Raw genomic sequence first — 18,431 nt, 5'->3', positions numbered from 1 at the left:
CGCTTTCTTTCTCTGTTCCGCTTACCGCAATCCGTAGTAGTTCTGCAAGTACATCGGATAGATGATTCTCGCCCAAGTAAATGCCGCTAATGCCGCTGCCGCCACACAGACCAGAATACAGAACAATTTTTCATACTTCTGTAGTTTTTTCTCCCGTTTCAGGAACGCCTGCACACCCTTCGTCACGAAATACATCAGCGGAATCAGCATCGGCATGCTGTATCGTCCCTGCGGCTGAAAATCAGAACTGTAGGAGTAATACGCATTCAGATAATTCGGGATCAGCAGGGCAAACACATTAGCCCAGGTAAACCATCCCAGTTTACTCCATTTTCTCTTCGTTTTTCCGGTAAGAGCCGTCTGCGTGCCGTCTGCATTCCAGAAGAAAAAGTCTCTCTGGCAACAGTTCCGCATCAGAATGAGACCGACAAGAAGACAGCAGAGGTACGGAACAATAATCATCGTGGAAAGATAAATCTTATTGTAGCCAAACGCGCCGACAAAGCTGTACAGCACTGTTACCAGCCAGTCATGTTCCAGAAAACTCGGCTTATAGAAGATCATATGCAACATGGAGCCTCCTTTTTTCTGGAAGGTCTTGCTGTGCGACGGCTTGTACTGGTATCTTGCATACAGTTCCGCGCTTGCGCTCGATGCCTGGCGTCCCAGAAAATCTCCTCCATAGAGAATAGCATTTCGAATAAACCACCACAGAGCAATGACACAGACGATCACCAAAATAAAAAGACCTTTTTGGATCATTTCTTTCCATCGTTCTTTGACCGGTTTCGACTGGTCCGTCAGCATCGTTCCCACAAAGTAGAAAAACGTCATCAGAATAAATCCATACGCATTGTAATACGACAAGAAACAGATTCCCATTCCAACGGCCGATACCGCACACGTGGTCCAGCTCCATCCCTCTTTGTACGCCTTTACCCAGGAATAAAAGATAATGGCCGTCGAACACATTGCAAGCGCGTCGCAGTTGACATAGGAATATAAAATCACATTGCCCGGCAGGAAAACCACCAGAGTCGTAAACATCCATGCGTAGCGTCTTGGAAACAACAGCTTTGCCGTCTTTAAGACCACCCAGGCAGTAAGCGCTCCCAGCAGAACATTTACAAAACGGGCGGAAATGAGCAGCATCCACTCATCCGTGGAAAACAGGCTCATCCCCTTCATCAAAACTGCAGATGCCATATAGGAGAGAATCGGATTGAATGCATAGGAAATCCCCCAATCCTCATTCCGAATCAGCGGTTCGTCACCCCGCGGAAGCTTCCCATATTCATAAATGAACTGTGGAATCTGATACCGCATTGATTCATCCGACGAGAAATTGTATCGCTGCGTACAGGACCACAAAAAGTAAAACAGGAATACGCCGAATACAAACAGAATCTCGATTCTGTGTTCTCTGCTCACATCCTTACTGCAGTTTTTTCTCATCTTCCTCAATTCCTTTTAGCATACTTGCGTAAACTTTTTCGGCTTCTTTGTACCAGGAGGTTCCCTTTACGAAATCCATTCCCTTTTTGCGGATTGTAGCCAGCTCATCCGGGTGGTTGAAGTAATATTCCATTCTATCTGCGATCTGGATCGGATCATAGTCAACCAGAATGGAGTTTTCCTCATTTACCATCCAACTGCTGTTTGCACCCTTGGAGCAGACAGCGACCGAGTTGCAGGCCATAACCTCGAACGGTACGAGGGAAAGGTTGGTATTCGAAATAACAAGGCACATATCACAGATCGCATAGGAATCTGCCAGCACCTGCGGTGTTACGATACCTAAATTTCTGTGTTTGAACGGAATCTCATAGCCGCTGACATCCCATCCCGCGAAAACAACCTCGATCTCCGGCATTCTGCGGCACAGCTCATTGAGTGCCAGCATACCGAGCTCAAAATCACGTCTCGGGGTAACCGGGCGGGCATAGAAGAAAACTCTCTTCTCGTTGTCCTGCTTTTCCTTCGGCTGATATACCTTGTCATCGTAGGAGAAATGGAAGCTGTCTGCCTGCATGCCGTATTCATTTCTCATGATATCCCGCAGCCAGTCTCCTGCTGTGATTCCTCGGAATCCCATCTTGTACGTGTTCTCTGCAAACTCATACTCCGAACCGTGTGCATAGAAATGCGGCTCGAAATCCTGTACGAAGTAAAACTTCGAAATCGTATTCTGGAATTTTCTTACGTAGTAAGCGGTGGTCCAGGAGGTTGCTACGGTTGCATGTGCAAATTTCATCTGGGATACATCGCAGTAAACTTCTACTTCCGGCACAAGAAGCGGGAAGTACTCTTTTAGGAATTTGCGGATGGACGCATTATCCTGAAAATTCGGGGACATGTAGAGATAAACTCTACTGTGGAAACCGAGGCGCTCCAGGTTGGAAATAAAACGGAAAATGGTGGTATGACCGCCGGAACCAGGTCCCATTTCCGGTACAACCCAATTCAGGATCTTTTTCTTGTCGTTTTTATGTTTCTCATACTCTTTTTGATTGAACGGGATCGGATCGTTGTCTACGACAAATCTGTAAAATCCGATGACGTTGTTCTTCGGCGGTACAGCCGGCTCATTGCCCTGTTTTGCGCGCTCAATCGTTTCTTTTAATCCATGATTCTTCAGATACCGTAACGCACGGTATGCTACATTTGGTTTTTTCACGTTTCTTTTTCCTTTCTTCTATGCATGTCTCTGATCGTACTGCTGCGAAATGTGACGATCCAGGAACTGTTGTTTCCGTTTGGAATACAGATGGTATTTTCCGCCGAGATAGCCGCCCACAAAGCGGTCAAAATTGCGAAACAGGGAATAAAATGCCCAGTGGATTTTCTCTTTTTTACTGAGCGGCTGCTGACGGATATACACGCAGTCCCCTCTCACCTGACGGTACAGCATGCCCGGAAGCTGCGTCCATTTCTGTGCAATCATATACTGATGAACTTCATATAATCCCTTCTGCTCATCATAATACCGTTTGAAATACGTTCTGAGTTTGAAATTGTGGGAATGATATACCGGTGCATACGGGCAGTATACTTTTTTGAATCCGAGTTCAATCATCTTTCTCGCCCAGATCTGATCCTCGGCAAAGTTGACATCCTCATACGGATATTTTTCAAAAATATCTCTTCGGATACAGGAGTTATTGTCGGAGAAAAACGCCAGATAATGACGATATCCTTCTTCTCTTTCGTAGCGTTCCGGATCATCAAGGTGGAAAATCGTATTAGTTTCTCCAAATCCTTTAAAATGGCCGTCCAGATCACGCTTGTCAAGCAGATTGCAGTCCGGATACGGATAATGAATCCCGAATCCTCCCACGATTTCCGGGTCCATCTTCATGGCATCAATGAAATTCTGCAGCCAGGTATCGGTCGCCGGAAGCGCATCCTGCGTAATAAAGATGATATACGTTCCGTTTCCTTTGGAAGCACCATAGTTTCTCGTTTTTCCATGTCCAAATTCGGACGGCTCAATCTGAAACAAACGGCATGGATATTTGCGGATCACATCGAGAGTTCCGTCCTTTGACCCGGAATCCACGCAAATTACTTCATATTCATACTCTGTCTTCTGTTTGAAAACGGCATCCAGCACTTTTTCAAACAGATGCCCACCATTTTTGGTAGGAATGACAATGGATACATCCATAGTTATTTACTCCTTTTTATCACATGCTGCACTTTATCTGCCATACGCACAACCTTACGCTGGCGCATCCGCTCCAGCTCTTCCTCCAGAAACTGCTTCTGTTTTCTCGTTTCCTGGAGTTCTTCTTCCCTGTGTGCAAGTGCCGCTTTTTCTGCTTCGATTTCTGCCTGCAGCTGGCCTTTCCGATAAATCTCCCCGTTCAGTTCATCCCTCAGATCTTTATTCTGACGGATATATTGAATAAACTGGGACGTAACGCCATCGCCTTTGTAGTAAATCCGGTAATCAATCCGGATCTGTTCATAACCGGCATTCCGGAATTTCAGAACCGGCGTTCCAAGGAAATAATAGTCGTCGATAATCTCAAGCTCGGCGTTGTGCGAAAAAGCGATACGTTCCGTCTTTCCATCGCTGCATACGCCCGCGAGAGAACGGATTTTAATGACAGCCCCCTCTTGCATCAGCTGAAGGGAAAGCTCTCCGTCCGCGTCTGCCTTTTCAAGCATCATCACCTTCTGCTCATCCAAGCCGAAGCAGTCCTCATAATAGAGTTCTCTCTCCTCCGGTGCTGTTTCGGTGAGCACAACCGGGTACATCATTTTTTCTTTTTCCCAGATAGAAAGCGGATAATTGTGCCGGTGCAGTTTTCCATAGAACGTGGCGAGCGCATTTGGCTCACCCTTTCCGGCCGCGAATTCCTGGAAGCACTCTTCCATATGGTAGTATACCGGAATCTCTTCCATGGAAATACCGCCAATGGCGTACAGTTCTTCCTGCTCTTCCTTCGTCAGTGCACTCGCCGCCTCCTGTAAAAAGACGCTCCGCGCATAGATAAATGCAATCGGTACGGCAAACGGGAATACCCACTCGTAGTCTGCCACCCAGACCTTTTCTCCATCCAGAAGAAGGTTGCCCGGAATCATGTCAATATTGGAAATCTCCGCTGCGGCAAGTCCTTCTTTCAATGCCGGATGGCCGAACACCTCACAGAACGCATCGGTTTCCACAAAGGATTTCTGCCCTTTTGCCGATGCAATGATCTGATACAGCAGTTCATAATCCTTTTTCAGCGATGCAAAATCTTTTTCTTTTCCATGACGGGAAATGCGCGTTTCCAGACTTTCCCCTTCTACAAAAGGAAATGCAAGCGCGCATTTTTCTTCATCCAGTTCGCATGGGCAGATCTGTACGCCCGCATAGGTGTACAGATGCTCCAGCTTTCTATAGTTTTCATACATATGCCGGATGTGGAGTTCTCCCTCTTTCTGCAGCGAAAGCTTCCACACACGCCGGATCCCATCCTCTTCTGTAATCCGGGTCATAATCTGAAATTCGTTCCGACGTTCTCTCGAAAATTTCGTATACAGAACTTTCCTCATACGTTTACTCCTTTTTCTCCACTTCAATCAGAAAGGAATTAGAAAAAACCGGAAACAGACCGGACTTCAGGATTCCGTCAAATGCTTTGCCTTCGTCAAAAAGTGTGATCCTGTCAGCATCAAAATTCCGCTGATTTTTTCTCAATTCACCCGGCTTCGGCAGATATTCATCCGAATAAATGACCGCCGGAAATTTGTAATCCGGATAGGGATAATAAAACTTAAACTTCGAAAAACCGTTTTCCTGCAGCATCTGCTCCAGCTCCGGTTTGCTGAATGTCTCGACAAAATCGATCCCCGGATATCCTTCAATTCCGACAAATTCCCGGCCCACATGGTCTTCCCTGCAGCCGGCAAAATACTTCAGTCCCAGACGGTTCTCAATCGCAATCAGGATTTTTCCGCCCGGTTTTAAGAGACGATTGATCTTTTCCAGATATTCCGGATACGGATTATCCTTTCCAATATAGCTTTTTGCATACTCCAGAACACCGATCAGTGTCACGTAATCGAAGCGTTCTTCCATTTTTTCTGCAACAACATTAAAGTTTCCAACCATAACCTCCAGGTTGGACGCATCCTGATTTTTGTAGGCATTGATCGTACTGCGCCGCTTCGACAGATCGTTTGCCACTACCCGCTTTGCATTTCTGCAGAGCACGCCGGAAATGGCTCCGCAGCCGGCTCCGACTTCAAATACGGAAGCATCGTCTTTCCACTCATACCAGTCCAGAATATTTTCCCGTTCCGGAGAGAGATGATAAAAAATCGGCCAGCTTTTTTCTGTGAGGATTACCTTCTGGTAATCCTCTTTCGGCGTCGTCTTGACGATCTCCAGCAGCCGGTCCTCAATGCTGCCGTCGCTGTAAGCATCTTCGCCGTCATAATAATCCAGGTTCAAAAGAACATTTCCTATTGTTTCTTTCATATAACCCCCGTCGTTTATCCTCCGCATCCTACTCGTAGGTCACGGTAGAGTTCATATCAAAAAATCCTACGGTGTCTTTCATGGAGAAGACTTCCAGGAAGCAAGCATCGTACAGTCTGTGGTGGATCACCAGCTCTTCCAGATGGTAGCTGGTACATCCAAACGACATCAGATACTGTCCGCTCTGCAGCGGCATGATCTGGTCAAAGCATACCGTGACGGTCTTTCCTGCTTCCACCACGTCTTTTGTGTAATCCTCCAGCGCCGTATTCGTTCCGGTAATCTCCGTTCCCTTCCGGTCTTTGATCGAAAAGGCAAAAATCGGATGCTCCATCGTTTCATGGAACTTGATTTTCATCTTGATGCGGAATCTCTGGTTTTTATCCACAGAAGATGTAATCATACCTTTGTGGTCGATAATCGCAAAGTCCACGATCTCCGCAGCCTTGTCTCCATACTCTACCAGCTGCGCATTCGCAATCAGGCGTTCTCTCCAGAGGCCTTTTTTCGGCTTTTCTGCCGATACGGCACCGGATGCATCTGCTTCGGTTCTCTCTTCGGTCTGTTCTGCACTCTCTTCGGTCTCTTCCTCTTCTTTTGTCTCGTCATCGTACTGGTTGGCAAGAATCTTCTTGTAGACATCGACTGCCTCCGACGATTTTCCAACCATCACCTGTTTTCCTTTGTTAATCAGAAGACATCTCTCACAGTACTTGATGACGCTGCCCATATCGTGGGAAACGAAAAGGATCGTTTTTCCTGCTTCTTTCAGATCGTTAAATTTCCGGTAACACTTGGACTGGAAGAAAATGTCTCCGACGCTTAAGGCCTCATCGACAATCAGAATATCCGGATCCACATTGATCGCAACCGCGAAGGCAAGGCGGGCAAACATACCGCTGGAATACGTCTTAACCGGCTGATTGATAAAGTCACCGATCTCTGCAAACGCAATGATATCGTCGAGCTTTGCCTTCATCTCCTCCTCGGTATAGCCAAGCATCGTTCCGTTCAGGAAAATGTTCTCAATACCGGTATACTCCATGTTAAAGCCTGCACCCAGTTCCAGAATGGCACTGACTCTTCCCTTTAACTCCACGTTTCCGCTCGTCGGGTTTAAGACACCTGTGACGATTTTCAGCAGTGTGGATTTTCCGGAACCGTTCGTTCCAATGATACCGACACACTCGCCCTTATGCACCTCGAGCGAGATATCCTCCAGCGCAAAATGATCGGTGTGATAGTTTTTATGTGTCAGTGAAAGCGATTCTTTCAGACGGTCCATCGGCTTTTCAAACAGCTTGTAGACCTTGCTGACATGGTTAATTGAAATTACTGTTTCTGTATTTTCTGTGCTCATTCCATCCTCCTATAATACATCTGAGAAATGAACCCGGAGGCGCTTGAACACTTTGGAACTGATTAGTCCTGCCATAAGCACAAAAGCCCAGAAGTAAAGGGTGTGCCATGGATGCTCGAAGAACCAGAGTCCATTCATAAAGCTGTCACGATATCCCTGGACAATATAGTACAGAGGATTCAGCTTCAGAAGGCTGTTCAGCCAGTTCGGAATATTCGGAATTGTTGTGGTATCCCACAGAATCGGGGTTGCCCACATGCCGACATTCAGAATTACATTGATAATCTGGCCGAAATCGCGGAAAAACGGTGTGATGGAACAGGTCAGATAGGAAAGTACAACGACGAGACAGATCACCGCAAAGGTATAGTACCCGATCTGGATAATCTGAACCGGCGGAAGTTTTCCCATCAGTGCAAAAATCAAAATAGCAAACACAATAAAGAACAGATGTACAAACAGGGAAGAAATCACCTTCACAATTGGAAGCACACTGATCTTAAATACAACCTTCTTTACCAGGTAACTGTATTCCAGCAGACAATTTGACGCACTTGGCAGTGCATCAGAAAAGAAGAACCACGGAATAATACCGGAAACCAGCCAGCAGATATACGGATATCCAGTGGCAGCTGGCTGTACACGCAGTCCGAGCTGAAACACGACAAAATAAACAGCAACCGTCACCATCGGCTGAATGAATGCCCATACGATGCCAAAATACGCTCCGGCAAATTTGTTGCGGAAATCATTTTTCGACAGTTTCCAGATCAGTTTCCGGTTCTGATAAAGTTCTTTGAATACGTTCATAAATGTTTTTTACTCCTTATTTCTTTAAATCCTTAATTCCGCCCCATTTATGATCTTTTTCCGAAATAATCAGATCTTCTTTTGTCATTCCTTCCGGCATCGGCCACTCCACGCCGATCTCCGGATCGTCAAAGTACAGACCGCCCTCATCGTTTGGATGATAGAAATCGGTACATTTATAAGCAAACTCTGCATAATCAGAGAGTACGATAAATCCATGTGCAAAGTTCTTCGGAATAAAGAACTGTTTCTTATTTTCTGCCGAAAGCAGGACGCCGAACCATTTTCCGTAGGTTTTGGATCCCTCGCGAAGGTCAACCGCAACATCGAATACTTCTCCGTTTACCACGCGTACCAGTTTGTCCTGCGGGTAATTGATCTGGAAGTGAAGTCCACGCAGGACACCTTTTTTGGATGCAGACTGGTTGTCCTGTACGAACTGGACATCAATGCCGGCTTCTTTAAAATCATTGTAATTGTATGTCTCCATAAAATATCCGCGCTCATCGCCGAATACGGTCGGGGTAATTACTTTTAATCCTTCAATTTCACAAGATTCTACTTTAATTTTTCCCATTTTTCTTTCCTTTCTCTTCTCCACAAAAATGTGAACAGATCTTTTTTTGACCTCTTTTGTGTCTACAATCTTTGCTATTATACCATTCTTTTCTGAGAAACTCAAGAACCCATTTTCACGCCCGCCCCGCCGCTTTTTATGTAAATTCCCGGATTTTCATTTTCCACTCGTATTTTTTAAGAAAATACTATTTTTTTCGTAAAGTTTCTGTTATAATATCGTAAGTTCCCAGTTATATTTTATACCTAACGCTACCTGTTTGTTACCTATTATAAAACACTAAAGAAAACTGGAGGTTATTTACTGTGTCTCGCAAAAAAGTACAGCATGTTGGAAAGATACTTTTTTCCATTCTTTCCGTTCTGTTAGGATTCCTTGGGATCCTTCTTTTTACGTCTTCCCGCTGGATGCTCGCGACCTGGGCGCATCTTGATATGGAAGAACTTGTTTATCACTTAAAGGCACCCCTTGAGGGTACCAGCAAGGATGTGCTCTGGAGTTACGTCTGGTCCTGCGGCATGATCTCTTTTGCCGTTCTTGCTATTCTGATCGCGCTTTTTATTATCCTGCGCCATCGGAAGAAAGTGGAAATCATTCTCGGTTGCATCTGCATTGCCCTGGGAATCGCTCTTTCTTCCTATTCTCTTTATAATGTCTGGACGACGCTGGATATCGATACTTACCTGCACATTCAGAACAGCTACAGCACTTTGATCGAAGATAATTACGTCAATCCGTCCCAGACAACGATTACATTCCCGGAAAAGAAACGGAATCTGATCTATATTTATCTGGAATCAATGGAAAGCACCTATTCTGATAAAAAAGACGGCGGTGCTTACGACCACAATTTTATTCCCGCCCTGACTAATCTTGCCCTGGACAATATCAATTTTTCCAACTCCGACAAGCTGGGCGGCGCTTATCCGACAACCGGAACCACCTGGACCATGGGCGGTCTCTTTGCACAGACTTCCGGTCTTCCGCTGAAGCTTTCGATTCAAGGCAATGAGATGGCTTATCAGGACAGCTTTTTTCCGCAGCTTTCAACACTTGGCGACGTTCTCAATGAAGCCGGCTACAAACAGTACTTTATGATGGGTTCCGATGCCGCATTCGGCGGACGGAAGAATTACTTCACTTCGCACGGTGATTATGAAATTGACGATTACTACTGGGCGATCAGCGAGGGACTGATCCCGGAAGGCTACTACCAGTGGTGGGGCTATGAAGATGCCAAACTGTTTGAGTATGCAAAAGATAAACTGACGGAGATTTCCAAGAATGACGAACCGTTCAACTTCAGTATGCTGACTGTTGCCACCCACTTCGAGGACGGCTACAAATGTGACGAGTGTGATGAAAAGCAGTACGGAGATGACCACTACGGTATGGTGATTGACTGCTCCAGTTCCCGTGTCAGTGAGTTTATAGACTGGATCAAGGAACAGCCTTTTTATGAAAACACGACTATAATTCTTTCCGGTGATCATCTGACCATGGACTCTGATTTTTGTGAAAACATCGCTGAAGATTATCAACGTTCTACTTATAACGCTATTTTAAATTCACCCATTCTTCCGGTTCATGAAAAAAATCGGATTTTCACCACGATGGATATGTTCCCAACTACTCTCGCAAGCCTTGGAGCTGTCATTGACGGTGACCGTCTTGGACTTGGTACGAATCTTTTTTCAGACAAGCCTACACTTGCCGAAGAACTTGGCTTCGATGAACTGAATCGCCAGCTCTCTATGGGCTCCCGATTCTTCGATGAACTTGATGCTGATCTTACCCCCGTCTGGGTCGGCGATGGCGAATATCAGAAATTTTATATTAAGGAAGAAGATCGATTTGCCAATAACGAATGGGTAACTTACAATCCACATCAGCTCTGGGCTGACGGTAAGCAGTCTTATTTTATTGATAAGGACGGCCACGCGGTTTCCGGCTGGCAAAAGCTTGAGGATGGGAAATGGTATCATTTTTCCGAGTCGGATTACCATCTCATCGAGGGTCCTTGCGATACAAATCCTGAATTGGAAGAGGAAACACCCGACTCCACTTCGGTAAATGACATTTCCTCCGCTTCTTCTTTTACAGAAAACGATTTGGATTCCACAGTCGAAAGTTCTTCTTCTGGAATAGATGAGGACGATTTCTCTGAAAATGAGGATAATTCCAAAACCATCAGACATCTAGGCTCTTCTGCGGAAGATGATCCTCACGACCTGTCTCCTATCGATTATCAATAAAAATTTGATAACGATTCAGATCTATGCAATATAAAATAAAATCCCGCAGAAAAAGTTTTCATTTCTTTTTCTGCGGGATTTTTATCTTGCAAAATATTTAAAGCAGTATACGCTTAACTATTGTCTTACGTACAAAAATATGTTTTTTCCCATTTTTTTCACCTGTGTAAGGATCCACTGGATCAGTAAGGCAGCAAAAATCGCTGCTAATAAATACAGAATTTTTGTCTGTTCTACGTCCTTCGGCATATAATACCACCAAATATCACTTTTACATCTTGACCAGTCAAACTTCAAAAACAGCTTTGTGCCATTCGCAATTGTTCCGAAAGCAACTTTTACAAGTAAAAAACCCAAAAACTGATTTTCCATAATCGAAAATGTGTTGTCTGCAAGAAGATTAATCCACTTTTTTCTTCCAAATACTGGTTCCATTATCGTTGCAATCCGCATCCAAAGTGCAATTCCCAAAAAACCAATAATAATTGGCATGACCGGTCCTTGATTAAAGTCATTGCACCACGCTGGCGTATAAGCCAACCTAGTTTTATAATGAAGAAAAATCATAAGTTTTGCAGCAAACACAATCGCAAAATACACTACAGATGGAATCCTGTCCACATATTTCTCCAGTATCTTTTTATAAAAAATACCCATTGCATAAAACGGAGCAAAATACAGAATTCTGACCACTGTCAGCCACCAGCTGGTGCGATATTCCATAATCGCCAAAAAATTGCCGCCCATTCCAATAAGTACTGCCCCTGCAAAAAATATCCATTCCGGTATCTGCCATCCTTTTCGCTTAAAAAATGCCCGAATCATACAATTTAATATTTCTACCATAAACAAGGGCACAATATACCAGCCGGCCATATTAAGGACAAACTGATGCCCATCGTTTAAAGGTGAAATCAGAATATTGTGCAAATTAAATTTTCCACCGATTTGAAAGCCCCACCGATGTAATAACCTGACAAGCAGCCCATACGCAATCATATACCCATACATTGGAAGTATCAGGGTACGAAGCTTTTTACAGACATATCTCCCCGGTCGTTTCAGTGCTGCATCTTTAAAAAAATATCCTGAACAAAAAGTAAACAGCGCCAGATGGATTCCCTCATACGGAAACCATTGCGCAAAGTCCAAAGAAATTCCACCACCATCACAATGTCCCGCAACAACCATCAGAATCGCCACAGCATATAATATCTTAAAACGATAATCTATTTTTTTCTTATTCATAATCAAAAGCCGTTCGTTTGTTGTACGCAGACCCCCTATTTCAAAGGACAAGGACTGCTTAGCTGATATCGCTTTCTTTCCATCATCGGAACGTTTTACGGCAATGTATACACCAGTACTCCCAGGATAATAATCAGATTCCCAATCAGCTTTCCTTTTGATACCTTTTCTTTCAAAACGCCAAAGGAAAGCAGCAGGACAAAGACGTACGTAAAGGTATCCAACACCGGACCGTATTTCAAATCTACCTGTGTGTAGGCATACGTATTTAAAAGAAGTACACTGCCAAAAATCAGATACGCCACAATCACGCGCCAGTTCAGATACTCGCGAAGTGCAGATGCATGCTCCTCGTTGGCGCTCTGTTTCAGCAGAATCTGTGATACTGCTGAAAACATTGTACAGATCAGCATTAAAATCATATATTTATTCATATCGCTGCACCACCATAACTCCCACCAGCACAATCAGAAGGCCGATGATATTTTTTACCGTCAGATTTTCATGAAAAATGAGCACGGCCCAGATCTGGGACCAGATCAGATAGACGCTGCGGTTTGCATATGCGGTTGACAAAGAGAATTTTTTGATTACCTTCTGCCATGCAATAGCGTAAATGCCACAGTTTGCAACCATCAGAAATAAAAATACATATAATAGAGGATTTTTGATTCCTCCCCGGTTCAGCTGAACCGATGCTGCTTTTGAGAACACACTCGTCAGAGAAAACAGCAGGATATTCAGGTGCAGCTGAATATAATCTTTTGCCTTATTCAAAAACAAGTCCTCCTTCTTACTTTTCTTCCACGCGGAAAATGATATGCCCTTCTACTTCTCTTACCGGGATGCACCCCGCTGTTTCCACATAGGATACTGCCGCTGAACTGCTCGAAAGTACAATATACTCTGCATTCATTTCCCTAAGACTTCTGTAAAATTCTTTCTGATCCAGCGACAGATCCATCTGTGTGATAATCTGAAGGATCTTTGTTTCGTCTTCAATTTCCTGCTCGGTCAGTGCATCGGTTGATACCGTATTGGAGCCCTGATAGGTCAGAACCATATCGCGATCCAGAACCAGTTCAAACGAAGCATCATACTGCCGCACGATCAGGTTGAAATCCGGTTCAAAGACAACTCTTACGGTTCCCTCTCCCGCTTCTTCGTGCAGCACCGTACAGACGGCCAGAAGATCATCTGGCATCTTGTACTGGTTATCCGGTACCTTCGGCAGTCCGCCAGCCAGTACGGAATTTCCGCCAAAACAGATGACCGCTGCCAGCGCAGCCGCGGTCAGATACCGTCTCCAGCCTTTTTTCTGCCCGCCCACAACTTTCGTGCAGGCATATCCGATGGTCAGTACCATCGGCAGAATCCAGAAAAACCGGTAATAGACATTGACCATTCCAAGTTTTCCCAGGATATATTTCACCGCAAATGGATTGTATACCGTAAAGGCCAGAAAAACAGCGGTTGTTACGAACACATACCGCTCTTCCTTTTTTCCTTTTAAAGCGAGATACAGCACCGACAGCAGAAACAGCGTCAGTACGGTTGTGTTTCCTCCAAACGTCACAAAGACCTGTCTCACAAAATCGAGGCCGCTCTCATTCAGATTTATTCCGCCCACATTTTCTCCTTTCTACCGCACAACCGGAATCTGCAGGATACCGCGCACACCAAGGAGATAGACCCCAAGCACCAGCACACACGGCAGCACAGCAAGCAGATAGAGCCCGCTCTTTCCCCAGCGTTTTTTCCGCACAAGATTCGGCAGAATCACAGCACTCATGGCCACCGGTACGGTCATCATGGATGACATCGTAAGGTCAATCGCAGCGACGCCTGTCATGAAAAACAGCAGCCAGACTCTCTTTCCGTTTTTCTCCTGATACATGCGCAGGCCAAGATAAAACAGAAACGGGAGGATGATATTGCACAATACGGCCTTTCCCTCGTATCCCCTCGTCAGTAGGAACGACGCATTTGAAAAGATCGTATGAAAATTCAGATTCACAACACTAATAAAGCACAGGAGCACCCATACCATCTGTTTTTCTTTTAACAGCGCCTTTCCGATCTGTGCATAGACGAGATAACTTAAAACTACCGTCATCATACAGAGAATCACCTTCGTCACTACGAGCGGATGAAGGCCCGTTAAACGGCACAGTACTGCATTTGCTGCCGGATACATGCTGAACACATAACGGATGTTAAAAAAATCCAGTGCTTTTCCTGTATATGGGTCAAAGCTACTGATGGAATCTGTCGCAAGGTTCGTTGTCACACTTCCCACATAATACGCTGCATCCGCACTGCCGTTTTCCTGCAGTGCAGCAACAAAATACAGCTGGATTCCAATCAGCACCAGCATCACATAAAAAGCCGCCGTCTTTCCTCTCCAGAAACCGCCGCTTCTTTTTCCCCACTCTCTCCACATTCCCAGATGAAGACAGATGGAAGCAATTACAAGGACAGCCACAACAGCAGCCCATACCCATGCGAGCAGATGCAGCTTTGCACCGAGCACCATCATCGGCACAGAAATCAGTTCAAATAAGAAGTAATATGCAATAAAGCCAAACAGCACAGTTTCACCCAGATGTCCGCTCTCATACCTGTTTTCTCTGATAAAAAAAGAACCCAGGCAGCAGAACACTGCGAGCATTCCCAGAAACAGTGCCGGCATTTTTAATAAGGTAATCATGTTTGGTTCCTTTCTTTTCCTTACATTCCCAATCCCACTCATTCTAACATGATGCCCTGTCTGCGTCAAGTAATCGAAATTCTAATAAACATTGACTTTTCCCTGAAATTTTGTATAATTGTGATGTTGAGCGCTTATTTTCCACCCGGCTGTTTTACTTTTTGTTTTAATGATATATGTTACGAAAGGAGCCATTGATATGCCTTTTTCCCGGCATACCCGCAGATCCATGTTTTCCATTGGCGCGGCATCCCTTGCCGCTGCTTTTCTTTTTCTCACCCCGGAAAACACACATGCGGCTGATACTACAGCAAAAATTCACATTCTGACACTCGACAGCGGCTCCAATGCCATCGTTCTGGAAAGTGTAGACGATAATGGCCAGAAAATTTTCGGCATGGTAGACTCCGGCGAGGACTGGGATTACCCTGACGGATCTGATCCGCGTTATCCGCTGCGCAGCGGCATCACAACGTCGACCGGCTACGACGATGAGGTACTCTCCTACCTGGACTCCCTCGGTGTCACCTCCGATAATCTGCAGTTTTATGTTGCAACACATCCGCACAGCGACCATATTGGAACCGGCGATACCATCGTGCGGCTGTATTCCCCCGACCGGGTTTATCTGCTCCCGTATGATGACAGTTATATCTATAATACTGCGCGTCTCTGGGACAATCTTTATGTCTACGACCAGCTTCTTACTGCTGTAGAAGAGACTGAAGGTGTGACCCTGATCCAGCATCTGAATCCCGGTGCCGCCTCCGCAGAAGAAGGATCTCCTGATTTTGCTTTTGGAAATTTCCAGATCCAGATTGTCAACTACGAGGAAGATTATCTCACAAGTCCAAAAGAGGACGCCAACCAGTTCTGTCTTGGTGTAATTGCCTCCGCAAACGACCACCGCGCTTTTCTGACGAGCGATATCGACGACGTCGAGGGCGATGCCAGCCGGATTGTTTCGAACTACGGGCTGTACAGCATTGATCTGATGACTTCCAATCATCACGGATATCCGAATGCTGTCGATGCAGACTATCTTGCTGCCGTCAACCCGGAATATTTTATCCAGACCGGTGACTTCCGTATTATGGATAACGATACCGTCGAGACCCTGACCTCTCTGGGGCTGCGCGTATTTTCCACGACAGAATATTCCGGCGATCTTCCGGCAGTCATTGCTGACTTTTCCGGTTCCGCGGTCACTTCCAACGTGGATGATACCTATGAAATTTACCGCGGCCGTTCTTCCAAGCTCGTTGCTTATCATGACGGCATCCCGTACAGCGGATTTTTCACCCGCGGCGGACAGAAATATTATGCAGACAGCAGCCATCTTCTCGTATGCTCCACTTCCTGGCGCGACACAGAAACGGGCATCGAATATACCTCCGATGAAAACGGCGTGATCACAAACGAACGCCACGTCATCGGCTGGATAAAACGGGATGGAAAATGGTATTACTACAACGATGATGAAACACCGTATACCGGCTGGCTCACCCTCGACCACAAAACGTATTACCTCGGCGCGGACGGCGTTATGGCAACAGGCTGGCTTCTGCTTGATGGAGATTACTATTATTTTTCCGGCAGCGGTGAGATGCAGACCGGATGGCAGTTTATCAGCAACAACTGGTACTATCTCGCCAAGGATACCGGTATTATGTATTCGTCCGGATGGCACGCTGATCCGGAGACCAAAACGATGTACTATTTTTACACATGGGGAGGTGCCGCACGCAATACGACACTTACCTTAAACGGTTACCGCGTCAAATTTCTTTCCTGGGGCGGTATTTCCGGCAGCACCTGGCTGTACCATGACGGTGCCTGGTATTATGTACAGAAATATTCCTGCGTAACCAATGGCTGGTATCAGATCGATGGCGCCTGGTATTTTATGAATGCGGACGGTTCCCTAAAGCAGAACGAAAGTTTCCTGTATGACAACAATCTCTACTTTGTAAATAAGAGCGGAAAAATGTATCAGAACCAGTGGCTGAAATGGGATGGAAACTATTATTATCTCAGAAGCTGGGGCGGTGCCGCACACGAAGGCTGGCTGCTGCTTCAGAATAAATACTATTATATTAATGAGGACTGTACACGGAAAACGGATGAAGCCTTTACGTATGATAACAATCTTTATTTTGTTGATGAAAACGGCGTCATGCCGGCAAACCAATGGGTGATCCGGGACGGTGTCTGGTACTTTACCTACAGCTGGGGCGGTGCGAGAAAATCGCAGTGGTTCTATTATAAAAACAACTGGTATTACTTCAACGATGATGCTTCCATGCAGACCGGCTGGGCAGAAATTGACGGAAAAACATATTATTTCCAGAGCTGGGGCGGATGCGTCACCGGGACGAAAAAAATTGACGGAACAACGTATGTGTTTGATAAAAACGGTGTTCTGCTTTCCGAAAAAGAAAGCTAGAAAAATCCATATAAAAATGCGGCAGAAACGAAAATCTCATTCGTTTCTGCCGCATTTTTTATAAATTTCTTTTCCGGAACAGTGCACGAACGCACTGCCGGTAAATTCCGGTTCCCAGAAACAGGGTCAGATAGGCGATTTTCCGCCCATTCGTGAAGTGATCGCCTTCCAGTACCAGAAGCGGATGCTTTTTAAGCTCTTTTGCCAGCCTCTTCGCAAGCGCCTTTTTCTCCGCGTCCATGGTTTCCAACAGCATCAGCTTGTCCAGCACGAAAAACCGCGCCCAGCAGCAGCGCACACCTGCTTCTTTTTTCAGCGCCGGGTGGCGTTCTTCCACGACATTCTGATTATGATCCCATACTTCCACCGAACCCAGATCTGACCAGCGAAAACCGCTTGTCGTGAGGCTTTCGCGCCGGTGCACATAATAGTATTTCTGTGCTGTGGAAAAGGCCACCTTCCGGCAGTGCTCCATTAACGGAACGATGACGTATGCATCCTCGGCGATTGTTTTCTCCGGATAGACAACGCCCTCGAAAATCTCTCTCCGATACAGCTTGCCCCACGGCATCACGCCGAACACGCGCGCCTTCATCACCTGGCGCAGTCCCTCCTCGCTGTCGGTCACAGATTCGATTCCCTCCTGTTTCAGATCCGGCACCGGCCTTCCTTCATAGAGATCGTATCCGCGGCAGATACTCATTTCGGCATCATATTTTTCCGCCAGACGATACAGTGTTTCCAGAAGATCCTCCGCTGCGAAATCGTCGCTGTCCACAAACGTGATATAACGCCCCTCTGCAAGCGCAACGCCCGCATTCCGCGCCGAACTGACGCCGCCGTTCTCTTTTTGGTGATAACGGATCCGCGCATCCTGTTCTGCGTATGTCCGGCAGATTTCACTGCTCTTGTCGGTGCTTCCATCATCTACAAGAAGCAGCTCCCAGTCCGTAAAAGACTGGGAGAGAATGGAATCCACACATTTTTTTAAAAATTTTTCTGCCTGATACACCGGGGTAATGATTGAAATTTCCGGCATTGTTTTATCCTC

General features: G+C 45.7%; 16 protein-coding genes. 2 read left to right on the top strand and 14 right to left on the bottom strand.

Going from position 1 to position 18,431, the window contains the following annotated elements:
• Nucleotides 1-21 precede the first annotated feature (21 nt).
• Genes DWX00_RS10495 through rfbC form a run of 8 tightly spaced genes read right to left on the bottom strand, consistent with a single transcriptional unit; the run spans nucleotide 22 to nucleotide 8,721 of the window.
• On the bottom strand, nucleotides 22-1,455 hold the full coding sequence (locus DWX00_RS10495) for an ArnT family glycosyltransferase (RefSeq protein WP_118595179.1): 1,434 nt from the start codon (nucleotides 1,453-1,455) through the stop codon (nucleotides 22-24).
• Nucleotides 1,436-2,677: a rhamnosyltransferase WsaF family glycosyltransferase gene (locus DWX00_RS10490; protein ID WP_227093573.1), complete on the bottom strand. Its 1,242-nt coding sequence runs from the start codon at nucleotides 2,675-2,677 to the stop codon at nucleotides 1,436-1,438. Before DWX00_RS10490 ends, DWX00_RS10495 begins: the two co-directional genes overlap by 20 nt.
• Nucleotides 2,678-2,695: 18 nt before the next feature.
• Complete coding sequence (locus DWX00_RS10485; protein ID WP_022462975.1) at nucleotides 2,696-3,667, bottom strand: glycosyltransferase family 2 protein; 972 nt, start codon at nucleotides 3,665-3,667, stop codon at nucleotides 2,696-2,698.
• A 2-nt stretch (nucleotides 3,668-3,669) separates the two neighbouring features.
• On the bottom strand, nucleotides 3,670-5,046 hold the full coding sequence (locus DWX00_RS10480; protein WP_022462976.1) for a hypothetical protein: 1,377 nt from the start codon (nucleotides 5,044-5,046) through the stop codon (nucleotides 3,670-3,672).
• A gap of 4 nt (nucleotides 5,047-5,050) precedes the next feature.
• Nucleotides 5,051-5,974: a class I SAM-dependent methyltransferase gene (locus tag DWX00_RS10475; RefSeq protein ID WP_118595178.1), complete on the bottom strand. Its 924-nt coding sequence runs from the start codon at nucleotides 5,972-5,974 to the stop codon at nucleotides 5,051-5,053.
• 28 nt (nucleotides 5,975-6,002) lie between these two features.
• Nucleotides 6,003-7,334, bottom strand: a complete 1,332-nt coding sequence (locus DWX00_RS10470) for an ABC transporter ATP-binding protein (protein WP_117801715.1) — start codon at nucleotides 7,332-7,334, stop codon at nucleotides 6,003-6,005.
• Between the two features lie 9 nt (nucleotides 7,335-7,343).
• Nucleotides 7,344-8,144: an ABC transporter permease gene (locus DWX00_RS10465; protein ID WP_055227566.1), complete on the bottom strand. Its 801-nt coding sequence runs from the start codon at nucleotides 8,142-8,144 to the stop codon at nucleotides 7,344-7,346.
• Between the two features lie 16 nt (nucleotides 8,145-8,160).
• Nucleotides 8,161-8,721 carry a dTDP-4-dehydrorhamnose 3,5-epimerase gene (rfbC, locus tag DWX00_RS10460; RefSeq protein WP_022462980.1) on the bottom strand — a complete coding sequence of 187 codons (561 nt, stop codon included), beginning with the start codon at nucleotides 8,719-8,721 and terminating at the stop codon, nucleotides 8,161-8,163.
• Nucleotides 8,722-9,026: 305 nt separating this feature from the next.
• On the opposite strand from rfbC, the gene DWX00_RS10455 reads away from it, so the two are divergent.
• Nucleotides 9,027-10,976 (top strand): sulfatase-like hydrolase/transferase, encoded by a 1,950-nt coding sequence (locus tag DWX00_RS10455; protein ID WP_243002033.1) that lies wholly within the window; start codon nucleotides 9,027-9,029, stop codon nucleotides 10,974-10,976.
• A gap of 117 nt (nucleotides 10,977-11,093) precedes the next feature.
• Here DWX00_RS10455 and DWX00_RS10450 read toward each other — a convergent pair whose 3' ends face one another.
• From DWX00_RS10450 to DWX00_RS10430, 5 genes are all read right to left on the bottom strand, one after another.
• Nucleotides 11,094-12,224 carry an acyltransferase family protein gene (locus DWX00_RS10450; protein WP_118595177.1) on the bottom strand — a complete coding sequence of 377 codons (1,131 nt, stop codon included), beginning with the start codon at nucleotides 12,222-12,224 and terminating at the stop codon, nucleotides 11,094-11,096.
• Between the two features lie 95 nt (nucleotides 12,225-12,319).
• Nucleotides 12,320-12,658 (bottom strand): EamA family transporter, encoded by a 339-nt coding sequence (locus tag DWX00_RS10445; RefSeq protein ID WP_022462983.1) that lies wholly within the window; start codon nucleotides 12,656-12,658, stop codon nucleotides 12,320-12,322.
• Nucleotides 12,651-13,001, bottom strand: a complete 351-nt coding sequence (locus DWX00_RS10440) for an EamA family transporter (protein WP_055265337.1) — start codon at nucleotides 12,999-13,001, stop codon at nucleotides 12,651-12,653. The genes DWX00_RS10445 and DWX00_RS10440 overlap by 8 nt, the downstream gene beginning before the upstream one ends.
• Nucleotides 13,002-13,017: 16 nt before the next feature.
• The gene (locus DWX00_RS10435; RefSeq protein WP_118595176.1) at nucleotides 13,018-13,854 is read right to left on the bottom strand and encodes a hypothetical protein; all 837 of its coding nucleotides are present in this window, start codon (nucleotides 13,852-13,854) and stop codon (nucleotides 13,018-13,020) included.
• Nucleotides 13,855-13,866: 12 nt separating this feature from the next.
• On the bottom strand, nucleotides 13,867-14,934 hold the full coding sequence (locus DWX00_RS10430; RefSeq protein ID WP_118595175.1) for a DUF6077 domain-containing protein: 1,068 nt from the start codon (nucleotides 14,932-14,934) through the stop codon (nucleotides 13,867-13,869).
• Between the two features lie 199 nt (nucleotides 14,935-15,133).
• Between DWX00_RS10430 and DWX00_RS10425 the strand changes: the two genes are divergently transcribed.
• Nucleotides 15,134-17,380 carry a hypothetical protein gene (locus DWX00_RS10425; RefSeq protein WP_158578799.1) on the top strand — a complete coding sequence of 749 codons (2,247 nt, stop codon included), beginning with the start codon at nucleotides 15,134-15,136 and terminating at the stop codon, nucleotides 17,378-17,380.
• Between the two features lie 58 nt (nucleotides 17,381-17,438).
• Here the strand turns inward: DWX00_RS10425 and DWX00_RS10420 are convergent, their stop codons facing one another.
• On the bottom strand, nucleotides 17,439-18,419 hold the full coding sequence (locus DWX00_RS10420; RefSeq protein ID WP_055219419.1) for a glycosyltransferase family 2 protein: 981 nt from the start codon (nucleotides 18,417-18,419) through the stop codon (nucleotides 17,439-17,441).
• Nucleotides 18,420-18,431: the final 12 nt, after the last annotated feature.

The organism is Blautia sp. AF17-9LB (assembly GCF_003479185.1).
GTDB classification, from domain to species: Bacteria; Bacillota; Clostridia; order Lachnospirales; family Lachnospiraceae; genus Fusicatenibacter; species Fusicatenibacter saccharivorans.
Note: the sequence above shows the minus strand (reverse complement) of the source record. Positions and strands in the feature narration are given on the sequence as shown.

Excerpts from the sequence above, each read along its gene's own strand:
- DWX00_RS10475 (WP_118595178.1), bottom strand. The coding sequence starts at position 5,974 with ATGAAAGAAACAATAGGAAATGTTCTTTTGAACCTGGATTATTATGAC.
- DWX00_RS10495 (WP_118595179.1), bottom strand. The coding sequence starts at position 1,455 with ATGAGAAAAAACTGCAGTAAGGATGTGAGCAGAGAACACAGAATCGAG.
- DWX00_RS10480 (WP_022462976.1), bottom strand. The coding sequence starts at position 5,046 with ATGAGGAAAGTTCTGTATACGAAATTTTCGAGAGAACGTCGGAACGAA.
- DWX00_RS10445 (WP_022462983.1), bottom strand. The coding sequence starts at position 12,658 with ATGAATAAATATATGATTTTAATGCTGATCTGTACAATGTTTTCAGCA.
- DWX00_RS10485 (WP_022462975.1), bottom strand. The coding sequence starts at position 3,667 with ATGGATGTATCCATTGTCATTCCTACCAAAAATGGTGGGCATCTGTTT.
- DWX00_RS10420 (WP_055219419.1), bottom strand. The coding sequence starts at position 18,419 with ATGCCGGAAATTTCAATCATTACCCCGGTGTATCAGGCAGAAAAATTT.
- DWX00_RS10425 (WP_158578799.1), top strand. The coding sequence starts at position 15,134 with ATGCCTTTTTCCCGGCATACCCGCAGATCCATGTTTTCCATTGGCGCG.
- DWX00_RS10470 (WP_117801715.1), bottom strand. The coding sequence starts at position 7,334 with ATGAGCACAGAAAATACAGAAACAGTAATTTCAATTAACCATGTCAGC.
- DWX00_RS10465 (WP_055227566.1), bottom strand. The coding sequence starts at position 8,144 with ATGAACGTATTCAAAGAACTTTATCAGAACCGGAAACTGATCTGGAAA.
- DWX00_RS10450 (WP_118595177.1), bottom strand. The coding sequence starts at position 12,224 with ATGAATAAGAAAAAAATAGATTATCGTTTTAAGATATTATATGCTGTG.
- DWX00_RS10430 (WP_118595175.1), bottom strand. The coding sequence starts at position 14,934 with ATGATTACCTTATTAAAAATGCCGGCACTGTTTCTGGGAATGCTCGCA.
- rfbC (WP_022462980.1), bottom strand. The coding sequence starts at position 8,721 with ATGGGAAAAATTAAAGTAGAATCTTGTGAAATTGAAGGATTAAAAGTA.